Origin of the sequence: Scytonema hofmannii PCC 7110 (genome assembly GCF_000346485.2) — a bacterium.
In the GTDB taxonomy this organism is placed as follows: domain Bacteria; phylum Cyanobacteriota; class Cyanobacteriia; order Cyanobacteriales; family Nostocaceae; genus Scytonema; species Scytonema hofmannii.
Genome location: NZ_KQ976354.1, coordinates 10,680,915 through 10,694,888, shown reverse-complemented (window position 1 = coordinate 10,694,888; position 13,974 = coordinate 10,680,915). Strand labels below are relative to the sequence as shown.

Below are 13,974 nucleotides of genomic sequence, written 5' to 3'. Positions count from 1 at the left end.
ACAATTTAAATTTTTGATGCGAAACTATATATAGTTTCTAATTTCGCCTTCCATTCACCTGTAATAATCTCTTGAAGAGAGAGTAATCGCTCCAACTTACCTTTGCTCTCCAAAAATGCTTTTATTTTGCCACCGCCAGTGTAGTCTATGGCAAGATAGGGTACACCTAATGTTTCAGCAAACAGAACAGAATGAAAGCGCATACAAATATTCAACTCTGCATGATACATACTTTGCAGAATTTCAAAAGGAGAAACCGGGCTTTTAGCGAAACGAATAGAAGGTTCTAGTTTCTTTTCTAAAGCAGCATTAGATAATGACTTGTAGAATCTACGATTGAAAACTCTATCATCTCCTCCAACATAAAATGTATGCATGGGTAGCAGATGAATCTCTAAATCTTTAGCTCTGGCAACAGATAGAACCAACTGTGCTAATTGTATTTCAAACTCTCGCTTAATGGTATCGAACTCATCTTTATTAAAATCTCCAATGTACTCCTCAGTCCAATCCCTTAAAAAACAAGAAACATTTTTAGCTTCCCCAAGAGGAGGAACCAGAGCTTTCCATGTTTCTGTATTTGTCTTTACAGACTGAACATAGTCAGTAGCAGGATCGGGTACAATCGTGACGTCAGTCACTGAAAAATCTTTGAGGCATCGATTGGCAGAAGCTCGATCTCGAAGGGTAACACAATCGGAAAGTCTCAAAATTTCCGAAACAACTTGAGTGTAGATTGGAGAGACAAGCGGTCCGATCCCGCATCCTTCAATTCTGGCAAAAGACTTATGTTTGGCAGCTTGAATAAAAGCATAAAGTATATGGTTGAGAGGTTCAATATCCATAAGTGGACCCCCGCCAACAACAATTTCATCAACTTCATGACATACTCTTTCAAATTCCCTAGAGTAAGTTTCTACTATTGTCATTGTTCCAAGGTTCATTTCTTTCACAGTCCACTGAGAGATAAAAGGATAGAGGCTGGAAAGATAAATTTTTTCAGGAGGGTTTGGACGGGTTCTTAATCGCTCGACAACTGCCCAAAGAATCGCTTTATCTCCCACCGTCTCAGTACCATACCATCCTACAATTAAAACTTTTTTAGACCTAAGGCTTGATAAATCGGTAACTCTTTTCTTCTCTTTAATGACTTGGGATGATATTTGCACTAGTTGAGAGCAAGAATATTTGCGTCTTCGGCGATTTTCTATAGATATAAATAATTTTTCTTGAACAGTAACTGGTACATGATAGTCATGAATGCAAGTACTACAATCTTTCTTTTTAATTTCTTCTCTTTTAGAAAGATGGGAAAAATAAATTTTGCTGGCTGAGATTTGGAGTGTATTTCCAAGAATTGGAGATTTAGGAGCGCAATAAAGTAGATCTCCGCAAGATGTCAGCACAGCTGCTTTAGCTTGGTAAGGACATCCCATTTTCCTGGGCTTACCTTCAGCAAGCATAGCTCTAATATTTTTGTAAGTCTTCCGATACATAGGATTTTGCTCAAATTCACGTTCGGCACGGAAGAAAAATAATCCAAGATGGTACAGGGTTTTGTCATCAAAAGCTCTGATAAATTCTGTTTGTCCGTTGTTATACAAACGTTCTATAAATTCAGCAATTCTAAACCTACCGTATAAACCTTCTGCCTGTGCGTACTCTAGTAACTCATCAACATATAATGCATTAGTTTTACTAATCGTACATCCAAATGATGTTGGTATCTCTGTTTCTTTATGAAAGAAATTGAGTAAAGAAATCGCCGAGCCAAAATTATTTTTACGTCCTCTGACAGTATCATGAACTTCTCCTAAACCGTCCAGAGAGATCATAACGTTAAAGGGTACACTGTGAGCCTTACAAACTTCAGCAGCAGCTAAAACTCTCTCCTTAACTGTGTTTTCTATAATTCCGTTTGTAATAATTCCAGTACCAGCAATACGTGGTTGCTTAGAACATATCACCTCAAATAACTCAGGAAGATCGGATCTGAGAGTTGGTTCACCGCCACTAACACCTACATACTTTAATTCACTAAATAAATCATCACTCAATATTCTAGCTAACTCCTCAGAACTCAATTCTTTATCCTTTTGCTGTTTCCAGATAAGGCACATTTGACAACGTGAGTTACAGACATCGTTGACTAGCAAGTTAAGTGTAGTTGGCTTCATGGGAAAAACGTTACTCAGCCAAGTCTGTCTGACCTCTTCAATAGCTTGATGACTGAGCGCTCGCAATTTTCTTAATTGGCGCGATCGTTGCTCACTTAAACTCGAATTTACGTAATTTCTCAGGAATTTATACATAGCAATAACTAATAAAATTTATTCATGAAAAGGTTTGATGGCTGTCCAACACAAATTTGCAGGAGTTCTTTGTTTATTTCCAAGCCAAGAATCAAGTATCAAACCGATAGTATTCATTAATCCGACTAAAGGAGATAACAAGAGCGCTTTCGTTGAAGAGAAGCGCTGAGGTTCTCCCTCTCTTCTTGGTGTCAACATCCAATCCATAGCAATCATTAAAGCTGCTGTTGAATGCACTCCACCATTCCCTTCAACAGTTATTTCTACAAATCCAGCATTTTGTAGTAACTGTTTGACACCTAAATCTGTATAACGCCGAAAATCATATGGTTCCAAATGTACTGGGCTAACATGAGGTACTGAGCCAATGCATTTACCACCTGGTTTTAATATACGATACATTTCATTAGCTGCTTTAGAAGGATCGTTCACATGTTCTAGTACCTGATTGCACAAGACAATATCAGCTATGGCATCTGTTAGTGGAACAGTTTCAGCTATCCCTGGTATCTGTTCTATTGCTCGTGATTCATTTTTAGGTAAGCTTTCTGACGAATCCACTGCGATGTATTTTGATACTATGTCAGAAAAAATTAAATAGTAGGGACTTCTACCTGAACCAATATCAACAAGAATATGTCCTGGGGAGTTAATTTTTTCTTTGCATTGTAAAAGAAATTTATTGATATGATAAACATTGTGGTAATTAAATGAAAATATCGTATTATTAGGATGACTACCTAAAACCAAAATAGATATTTTTTTAGTAATTCGTGGAAAGAAATTCTCAATCCTATTCATAAATTTGATCGTTCTTAATTTTATTGACTTGCTTTTTATTGTCCTATTTTAAGAAATTATAATTTTACCTATACTTCACTAGGAACTTTTTGTATTGTTTTCCAAAATGTTCGATCAAATATGATACCATCACGAGACCATCCCGGTGTTGTGTCATCATTATTTAAACTGACTTCAAATGACAATATTTCTTCTAGAAAGTCATATCGTTTACTTACCATATCTGCTAACGATAAGGTTAAGAAATAGAGACCGGGAACCCAATTATCAACAGGTAAGACAAACTGAGTCATATAATTTCCCTTCTGTTTAGAAAAGTAATTAGGATCGTCATCGGTATCCCTCACTGTTATGACTGTAATACCTTGGCTGTTAGTAACTTTAACCGCAACTACACTTTTTACTGCTTCGCGGACTATATAAGAAATTTCGCACGCAAGACTATTATTGTGATAATCAATCTTGATTTGAGAAAATTCAATAAGTTTGTTTTGATCGTAGTTTTTACTATCCTTAGAATAAAAATTACTATGACATAATTGGCTGTAACTAGATTCAATATATTTAGTTACTATTTCCTGAGTTAAACCATACCCTACTTTCTTACCATTTGCCAAAAATAAACATTTAGTTGTTAATTGAGAGATAGACCCCATACTGTGGCTTACAAATAAAACTGTTCTTCCCTCTTTACCGACCTCCTCCATTTTTCCCAAACACTTCTTTTGAAATGCTGCATCTCCCACTGCTAACACCTCATCTACAACTAAAATCTCTGGTTCTAAATGTGCGGCTACTGCAAATGCCAAACGAACATACATTCCAGATGAGTAACGCTTGACCGGTGTATCTAAAAATTTTTCAACCTCAGCAAAGGCAACAATCTCATCAAACTTCTTTTTAATGTCTGTCTTGCTCATGCCTAAAATGGCACCATTGAGAAAAATGTTTTCCCTTCCCGTTAATTCCGGATGAAATCCTGTACCAACTTCCAATAAACTAGCTATTCGTCCGTTAATCGAAACTCTTCCTGTAGTTGGCTCTGTAATTCGACTTAAAATCTTTAACAGTGTTGATTTACCTGCACCATTTCTTCCAATTACGCCAACTCTATCACCTTGCTTAATCTCAAAGGATACGTCATTCAGCGCCCAAAACTCTTCTTGAGAGTTTTGAATTTTAGATTTTGTTTTTTGAAATGGGTTTAACAAAGTCTTGGTGCGATGAGCTATGACATCACGTAAGGCTGTATAACGCTCTTGCTGTTGATGAGCAATGATGTATTTTTTACCAAGATTTTCAACTTTAATAACTGTATCTGACACCTATGACACTCCTGTTTAAATGACATCTGCAAAAGTTCGTTCCATCTTGCGAAAATACCAAATACCACTTAGGAGCAGTAAAATAACTAGTCCCAAAGACAATATAAAGCCCGGAAGATACAGATGTCTCTCTCCCCCTAAAACAGCCCAACGAAATCCATCAATTACTCCTACCATTGGATTCAATGAATAGAGCAACCGCCAATTCTCAGGAACAATGCTACTGCTAAATCCTACTGGCGAAATATACAAACCAAACTGCACAATAAACGGAACAACGAAGCGAAAATCCCGATACTGGACATTTAAAGATGCTAACCACAATCCCGCTCCCATAGAAGCAGCAACAGCAATCCCAATAAACAATGGTAGTGTAAGAATACGCCAACTAGGAACAAAATTATACCAAGCCATCAGCCCTAATAAAATCATTCCTGAAACTAAAAAATCCACAAAGCTGACAACTACAGTGCTTATGGGTACAATCAACCGTGGAAAATAAACTTTTGAAATTAAGTTGGAGTTAGAGATAAGACTATTACTGCATTCAGAGAGAGAATTAGCAAAAAACTGCCAAGGTAACATTGCAGCAAAGACCAAAATTGGGTAGGGAGCGCCCTGAGAGGGCAACTTTGCTAATTGCCCAAAGACTACAGAGAAGACCACCATTGTCAGAAACGGACGAATCAATGCCCAAGCAATACCAATCACAGTCTGTTTGTACCGTACAAGAATGTCCCGCCACGCCAGAAAATAGAACAATTCACGATAGCGCCACAAGTCCTTCCAATACTGCCTTTCTGTGCGTCCGGCTTCAAGGATTAACTCTTGCTTGATAATTTCTTGATGACTTTCAAATGGTTTATCTAACAAATCTGAAATCCTCCTTACACCTGTAACCTATGTTTGCGAGAGCTTTTAAGCTCTCCTACATCAGGGTTCCCATTTGGACAACAACTATTTCGATGCTGAGAAACTTTTTAATTGCGATCGCACCCTCTCTGCAATTCCACCTCCCTTGTCAAGCATTCATTCCATTTCAACAAGGCGCTTGCACTTATGCTCAGCAACTTTATCAACAGCTGTTGATAAAGTGCAATAGCTTCTTACACTAAAACCCTTAGAGTAAAGCTTCTTGCAATACCTTGAGATACTGCTTCGATATCACTTTAGCTGTGAAGTAAGTTTCCACATACTCACGTGCCGCGTTGCCCATCTTTTGTGCTAACGCTTTATCTCGACTTAACAAGCGGATAAACTCGGCCAGAGCAACACTATCTGCATTTTCAAAAGTGGCACCACAATTTCCTACTGCAATCAGTTTTTTCAGGTAAGAATGCTCCGGACAAATCACAGCCACAGGTCGTCCAGTTGCTAGGGCAGGGTATAGTTTACTAGGTGCAACTAGACTTTCCATGCCAGGATCTACTGTAACTATTGACAAATCACACGCAGTCAAGGAATAAGGTAGTATCCGTTTTTCTTGATATGGAAGAAACAGAAAGTTTTTCAGCCCTAATTGATTAACCTCCTCAATCAGTTCTTCACGTTTAGCCCCGCCACCAATACACACAAATTGAATAGGCTCATCTTGCAAATACTTGGCAGCCTCTAACATAGTGTGTATATCATGGCATCGACCTAAGTTGCCTGAGTATAATACAGTAAACTTTTTTACCATTCCATGCTCGTGAGCAAACCAGTTGTTCTCTTTCTCAATAGGTACGATAAAATCTGGGTTTGCCCAACTGTGAATGACGGAAATTTTGTGGGCAACTTCCGGACAATGAGAGGCTACTTGCCGCTTCATTGCTGGACTGAGAACGATGATTCCCTTGGCTTTTCGCAAAACTTGCTGATTCACAGCCCGCCAGAATTTTGCTATCCAGTGATGTTTTGGTATCACCTTTAAAGCGATCGCAATATCTGGATAGAGGTCATAGAGTATACAAACATAAGACAACCCAAAAAAAATATGTGCAAGATACCCTAAGACTGGTAAGAATGGAGGTGCTGTTGTTAATAACGCAACATTACGACGTCGAGCAGCATTGAACAGATAAAATGCAGCACGTAGGGTAAACAAAATACCGTTGATAGCTTTACCACGAATTCGCTGAGGACAGAGTTGAGTAGTACGCGATCGCCGGATTTTTAACCCACCAGACTGTTCAACTGCAGGAGCGCGATCGGACTTAAATGCATAACCTGGTTGACCAGTGAAGACTTCAATATCTACTCCTTGTTTTTCTAATTGTCGAACCAATTCATCAATCAACTGTCCAGTTGCAGCGAAGTCTGGGGGAAAAAACTGAGTAATAACGGACAATTTAATAAATCGCTCTATCCCCAAAAAATCACTTACGCTGATGTGCTGGGAAATTTGATAGTCGCTTTGAACGAATTGCTGTAGTCTTTCACTCTGTGTCATAAATGGTATGCTGTTGCAGAAGGAAACTCTAATACATTTTTGAACAACACTTTTTGGGCTAATGCTTTTGCTGTAAGTACTTCACCAGGAAATAAAATTCCTGTTACAAGTCCCAATTTATTGAAATATGGACTTTTAAGTTCAATTAGGACATTTTATATAGTCGTAGTGCTCTATATGACATAGCTGCGATCGCCAAAAAAATGCGGGGATTACATCTATAGCAACCCTCGCTTTAGAAGCTTTACAAACTTTTGTACAATAGAGTACTCAATAAGCTTTAGCCAATTGAAATAATTAACTAGAACACTGGTTTTCTAGTTAATGGAAAATTCTAAGTCTTCAGTAGACAAAACAATCGATTAATTAGACCAAATATTTTATTGATTGCTGATAGGGTATGTGTATTATTCCTTGTGGTTTCAAATTCACATGAACATCTATATGATACTCTTTTTACACAGTATGACTATTAGTAAAAGTACTGATTTTTTGGATACTACTCAGACTAAGGAAGCTTGAAAAAAGGATTTAGCGCTTAATTTCAGCGAATTTTAGATATTAATTAAAAGCTAAATAGATTCTTTTTTGGTTGTTTTCTGTAATTTCTATTTTATTTTCTACTTGCCAGCTTTAGGTCGTTGTATCAATATCACCTCAGAATCAAACATCACTCTCAAAATTTATAAATGTATTAAAATATACAATAATTTAGAGAATTTACGTATTAAACTTAAGCATTCCTGTAAGTAATAAACTGGAATTGAAAACAGACAAAAGCATAAGGTAAGGAAGGGAAAGCAGTTTTGCTCTTGTTGTTATGAGCAGAAACTTCATTTATAATGTCTGTCATAGGGGTCAAAAGGTTCCAAATTACAGTTTTTATAATTTCCTCAGAATAAAATCTCAAGATTCCTTGGTTACAGCCATTTTCAGATAAATAGACCACAATCTAAGGGGCGTAAGGCATTGCGCCCTTACAATCATGTGTGGTTCATTTAGGTGAAAACTGTTGTAAGATAAATGTGTCTGACAAACAGCTTCTGTAAACACGCTTTAAACAAATCTTTTCTACGCATTTGGAAAACTCCCAGATGACTACCTATGGGAGCATCCCAAGTTGGCCAATTGCTCTCAAAATAAAATTCTGGACGGCAGGCGCTTCAACTAGTGGTAACCAGAGCAACGAGCTGCCTCGGCTACACATTAGTCTGCCTGCGCGGACTAATGTGTAGCTGCAATTTCTAATCGCCTAGAGCGCCGATACAGTAATCACAAAAACCTGGTTTCTCTTTGCCGGAAAGCTTGATATCTCTTAGGCGTAGAGACACGCTGTTTGAAGCGTCTCTAGGAAGAAACCAGATTTTTGCCCCTATATTCGGGATCTTAGTAGCGCTATGGCTGACTTTAAGCTCCGCGAACAGCGATAAAGCGTTACTACAAACTAAGTGTAATTATTAATATTGATTGATTTACTTAAGGAGGGATGATTTTAAAAAATCCCTAAGCTTCTCGGTTTTTGCTTCTGTAAACAGAGAAATCGAAAAAGCATAGCCAAGAACTAGTAAGAGTAAAATTAGACCAACAAGCAGATGAAATGTATCTGGTTGCCATCTAGTCTCTTTTAATAAGCAAGCATTTATAAACACTAAAATTGGCATATGAACTAAATAAAGAGTATAGGAAAAGCCTGCTAGCTTTTGAGATATAATTTTATAACTATACCAGAAAGCATGAGAATCAACAGGCTGTTTTCGATTGTCCTGTAATAGAGAATAAATCAAAATTGCTGTTACTATTGCTAAGATAAAATCAGACAGATAAGAATTCATTAAAATATTGAACTTAATCAACAATAATGTTAATAAAAATATCAACGATGAAACCAATATTGACAAAAATTTATATATTGGATTTTTAATTCTGAGATTTCCTGTTAAACAGACAGGAGTGCCTAAAAGCCAAATAAAAAAGTATATTGCAATTGAGTTTCCTATAAACTTGAATATTGTCAAGACTATGAAAGTATGTAAAAATTTAGTAACTAGATTAATTTTAGGGTAAACAATAAGTAAAATACAAGGAAAAAGCACATAATACCAAAACTCACTACTTAAGCTCCATAAAGGATCGTTACTTCCAAATGTAGTAACACGTATGTTTTGCAGAAAAAAAATATTACCAATAAAAATTGAAATTTTTAATCTGTTGACAACGGGGCTATCTATAATATTGCTACCCAGAAAATTCCTATAATATATACTATTTTTATCCCAAATTGTAATTCCTAAATAATCTAAAAAAAGACCTAAGAAAAGAGCAATAATTAAGACAACATAAAGACGAGACAACCGATTAATAAAATAAATTTTCCAAGACCAATTTTCAATAGACTTAATAACAGTTAAGGAAATACAAAAACCACTTAAAACAAAAAAAACAATAACTGCTTGATATCCAAAAGAAGAAAAATAATAAAAAATATTTACAAGAATGTTTTTATGAATAACTTGTCCATAATCAACAAAAAATAAATTTCTTAAATGATTTGTTAGAACTACTAGTGCTGCCAAACCTCGTAATAAATCTAAGTGTACAGTACTTCTATTATCTCTCCTTAATTCAACTAATTTAACAGTTTTCATTTATAATTCATTGTTTATTTTTTTATAGTGTATTTTTTAGCAGATAAATATATTATTAGGATATCTCTAAACAATTTTTGAAAAAACCGGAAAGTGAGATAGTTGTAGTTGCACCTATTTTCAAATAGGTGCAACTACAACTCAAAAGTTTAGCCCAAAATAATTTGGTTTTGAGTCTCAATCAGAAAATCACTTGCAGTGAGAGAAACTTTATTGGCAAGTGTGGCAAATTGAGCACCTGTCCCAAAACCAGCAATTGCTCCATCTTGGTTGTAGAATAACTTCCCATTACCTGAGTTGTAAGCAATCTTGGCATTACTTGATCCCGCAGCAATATCGCTGGCTACAATTTCAAATTCACTATCCAAACTGAAACCAATTCCTATGGAACTAATCAGGGATGTGAAAGTGATTTTGTCTAGAACAATTTTGTCTGTGCCAGAAGTGAAATCAATCATTGTGTCGATTCCAACAACACTAGTAGCAAAAGCAGTATTTGTACCGAAAAGGAAGCGATCGCCTTCCGCACCACCATTGAGAGTGTCATTGCCAACGCCCCCATCTAAAGTGTCATCGCCAGCTCCACCAGTGATAATATCGTTACCAGCACCACCAGACAAAATGTTAGCCGCCGCATTACCTCTGATGGAGTTATTCCCCTCGTTACCTGTGGCATTAATCGCACCACTACCTGAAAGGTAAAGGTTTTCTAAACTCACACCCAAAGAGTACGTGACAGAAGCATCAACGCTATCAATTCCACTTGTATCCGCATTGATAACATCATTGACGTTATCAATATAGTAGATGTCATTGCCATCACCACCAGTGAAAATATCAACACCTAGACCACCATTCAGAATGTCATTGCCAGCACCACCATCTAAAGTGTCATCGCCAGCCCCACCAGTGATAGTGTCGTTACCAGCACCACCAAACAAAATGTTAGCCGCCGCATTACCTCTGATGGAGTTATTCCCCTCGTTACCTGTGGCATTAATCGCACCACTACCTGAAAGGTAAAGGTTTTCTAAACTCACACCCAAAGAGTACGTGACAGAAGCATCAACGGTATCAATCCCACTTGTGTCCGCATTGATAACATCATTGACGTTATCAATGTAATAGATATCATTACCATCACCACCAGTGAAAATATCAATACCTAGACCACCGTTGAGAATGTCATTGCCAACGCCCCCATCTAAAGTGTCATCGCCAGCCCCACCAATGATAGTGTCGTTACCAGCACCACCAGACAAAATGTTAGCCGCCGCATTACCCCTAATGGAGTTATTCCCATCGTTACCTGTAGCATTGATAGCACCACTACCTGAAAGGTAAAGGTTTTCTAAACTCGCACCCAAAGAGTACGTGACAGAAGCATCAACGGTATCAATCCCACTTGTGTCGGCATTGATAACATCGTTGACGTTATCAATATAGTAGGTGTCATTGCCATCACCACCAGTGAAAATATCAACACCCAGACCACCATTGAGAATATCATTGCCAACCCCACCATCTAGGGTGTCATCGCCATCACCACCAATGAGGTTATCATTGCCAACCTCGCCTTTAAGAGAATCAGAGCCAACGCCACCATTGAGAATGTCATTGCCATCACCGCCAGATAGCTCGTTGTTAGCACTATTACCCGTAATGCTATTGTTAGTAGCATTACCGACACCGTTAATAGCACTGCTTCCTAAGAGGGTAAGATGCTCTAAGTCAGCACTTAAAGTGAAAGTCATGGATGCAAAGACTGTATCAATACCACCAGTATCTGGCTGAATGATATCTTCAGCATCTACATAGTAGATATCATTACCATCCCCACCAATGAGAGTATCAACACCAACTCCACCCTTAAGAGTATCATTACCAGCCCCACCGTCAAGAGTGTCATTACCCGCACCACCATCCAGAAGATCGCTGCCATCACCGCCAGACAGGATATTGTTACTAATATTACCTATGATAGTATTGTTGGCAGAGTTCCCCTTACCCTCAAGAGCAGTACCTAAAAGGTAGAGGTTTTCGACGTTATCACCCAAGGTGTAGTTGATATATGCACCAACGGTATCGCGACCACCTGTACTTGTTTCTTCAACGGTATCACCAGCAACATCAACAAAGTATGTATCATCACCATCACCGCCAATAAGCTTATCGTTGCCAGCTCCACCATTTAGATAGTCAATACCAGCTTCACCATAGATAGTGTCATCGCCAGCTCCACCAGAAAGAGCATCATTGCCAGCTCCACCATTGAGGGTGTCATTACCAGCCCCGCCATACAGAACGTCATTACCAATAGTGCCAGTAATGTTGACAGAGCCAGCAAAACCTTTGACATCAAACTTCTCAAAGTTTAATACTGTGGCACTACCAATACCTTGAACCTGATTACTAGTACTACCTATATCTATGGTTACTGTGCTCGAAGTACTGCCACCAGTCAGGATGAAAGTATCTATGCCAACACCACCATTGAGGAGGTCATTTTGTTGGAGATTGGCAACAGACGCACTAATAGTATCATCCCCACCTCCGGCATCAATAACATCACTTCCAATAGCAACAGCAAACTTTTCATTAGCATCTGTGCCAACAATACCTCCTTTTGGAGGTGTAATGTCAATGGTAAAGATGGTGCTAGCACTCTTACCTAAACCACCGTTATCTGTAGCCGTCACTTTCACACTTAACTTCCCCACATTGCTACTAGTAGGAGTACCACTGAAGGTTAGGCTTTGTTTATCAAAGTTCAACCAACTAGGTAAAACGCTGCCATCACCAAGGGTCGCTGAATACGTGAGAGTGTCTCCGATATCTGGGTCGCTAAAGATATTTGCTGAAACTGGAAAATTAAATTGTGAGTCAGCTTGTGTGGATGGGTCAGGTATTTTACCACTGACAGTAGGTGCATCGTTTACAGGGTTGATTTCAGTGAGGATAAATCGTGTCTCTGGAGAAATCGCTGTTAATAGACTACCAGTATTCACACTTATGCGACTGTTGCCAGAAGTATAGCCACTTAAGTAAGTCTTATCTAGCGCCCGTACCCCCAATCCTGGTGGTTTACCATTATAGTTGAGAGCAGACAAAAAACGGACTCGAGTGTTTGCAGAAAGAGCCAACGCAGTGGCACCATTAGCAACGATACCAACATCAAACCAAGTGCTGCCATCAGTAGAGTATTGCCATTTTCCTTGTGTGACAGCGTCTGCAGTGTTACTTACCACAGAAACACCAGAAATGGTAGGTTGATCTATATCGCTAAACTTGCCATCAAAGAGAGCGGAAATAGATTGACCAGAAGGATTTATGGAATCTTCCAGCACAGCACTTAAGGTGGCATCTCCTGTGAGGGTAGGTGCAGCATTTATAGGATTGACTAAAGCCATGATAGGTCGCTCTCTAACTTAAAATGAACTTGTTTGTGAAAAAAAGAAATTGCACAGTAAGTCAGCCGACACAATAAAACCAATATATGTTAAGTTTTGTAAGAAATAAACACGGCTTAAGACAGTAAGTTCCAGGCTTTTAAAGACCTAAAACAGAAGAAAAGCGTGTATTCTCGGCAAAGTTTTGAGAGGGAAAATAAAAGAGGGAGTGAATGAGGTAACTGTTACTAAATATTTTTAGTAAGACATAGATTTTTAGCCTGTTCTACATTAAATGCCCATTAAATTTAGCAGTTTGAGATTGTGAATCGTAAACTCCCAATCACTATAGATCAGGTATATTGTCCGCAGCGAGTAAAAGATAAGCGAAAATATACGGAACTTTGCTTCTAAAGTTAAAGACGCGCCATGGCGCGTCTCTACATTGTTTGTCATCAGATGTCTGTTGCCTTACATGACAGGTTCAGCATATCCCTGCAAATTTTCCGGCTCAAACTGGCGCAAAATGCTAGTCGCTCGATTGGTCAATTCTTCAGTCCCCTTCACAACAATCAAATACTTACCCGCATTCAAACGATTGCGATAAGGTAGAGCATCCCCACTCCCCACAGCTAAACCAACTCCGCCCCCAACAAAATATGCACCCATAGCACCAGCAGCAGCCCCGAAAATTCCACCAATGATATGATTGCCAATATTTCCAATGGGCAATATCTCAATCCCCGTCAAAGCGTTAAAAGCGTACCCAGCCACAAAACCAAAAGGAACCAGCCAAGAATTCAAACGGGCAAACCCTTTCTTTGCCTGCTTGTTTGGGTCAATTAACCCAAACTCATCAGCACTCTTATACCCCTGACCCAAAATGTCTATTCGATCGGTGGGTAAACCTTCCTTTTCCAAAGCCGTGTAAGCTTCTTCAGCCTTAACCCTATCCGGTAAAACTGCAAAAAGATAATTCATTACTCGATCTCCAGTGTGTCATTTTTTCACCAACTTACAACTTAAATATTCCAGTGGTAAAAAACGTCAACCCAGAGGTTGAAATAACTG

At 38.4% G+C, this 13,974-nt stretch carries 8 protein-coding genes; all 8 read right to left on the bottom strand.

What is annotated here, in order from left to right:
• Positions 1–5 precede the first annotated feature (5 nt).
• Positions 6–2,312, bottom strand: a complete 2,307-nt coding sequence (locus tag WA1_RS45085) for a polysaccharide pyruvyl transferase family protein (RefSeq protein WP_017744105.1) — start codon at positions 2,310–2,312, stop codon at positions 6–8.
• An 18-nt stretch (positions 2,313–2,330) separates the two neighbouring features.
• Positions 2,331–3,113, bottom strand: coding sequence for a class I SAM-dependent methyltransferase (locus WA1_RS45080; RefSeq protein ID WP_017744104.1), 783 nt, complete (start codon positions 3,111–3,113; stop codon positions 2,331–2,333).
• A 68-nt stretch (positions 3,114–3,181) separates the two neighbouring features.
• Positions 3,182–4,438, bottom strand: coding sequence for an ABC transporter ATP-binding protein (locus WA1_RS45075; protein ID WP_017744103.1), 1,257 nt, complete (start codon positions 4,436–4,438; stop codon positions 3,182–3,184).
• A 15-nt stretch (positions 4,439–4,453) separates the two neighbouring features.
• Positions 4,454–5,311, bottom strand: a complete 858-nt coding sequence (locus WA1_RS45070; protein WP_017744102.1) for an ABC transporter permease — start codon at positions 5,309–5,311, stop codon at positions 4,454–4,456.
• 247 nt (positions 5,312–5,558) lie between these two features.
• Positions 5,559–6,869 carry a glycosyltransferase family 4 protein gene (locus WA1_RS45065; protein WP_017744101.1) on the bottom strand — a complete coding sequence of 437 codons (1,311 nt, stop codon included), beginning with the start codon at positions 6,867–6,869 and terminating at the stop codon, positions 5,559–5,561.
• A 1,472-nt stretch (positions 6,870–8,341) separates the two neighbouring features.
• The gene (locus tag WA1_RS45060; protein ID WP_017744099.1) at positions 8,342–9,514 is read right to left on the bottom strand and encodes an acyltransferase family protein; all 1,173 of its coding nucleotides are present in this window, start codon (positions 9,512–9,514) and stop codon (positions 8,342–8,344) included.
• Between the two features lie 149 nt (positions 9,515–9,663).
• Positions 9,664–12,924 carry a putative Ig domain-containing protein gene (locus WA1_RS45055; protein WP_066613282.1) on the bottom strand — a complete coding sequence of 1,087 codons (3,261 nt, stop codon included), beginning with the start codon at positions 12,922–12,924 and terminating at the stop codon, positions 9,664–9,666.
• 450 nt (positions 12,925–13,374) lie between these two features.
• Entirely contained in the window at positions 13,375–13,884 is a 510-nt protein-coding gene (locus WA1_RS45050) for a hypothetical protein (RefSeq protein WP_017744097.1), read from the bottom strand.
• Between the last annotated feature and the right edge of the window lie 90 nt (positions 13,885–13,974).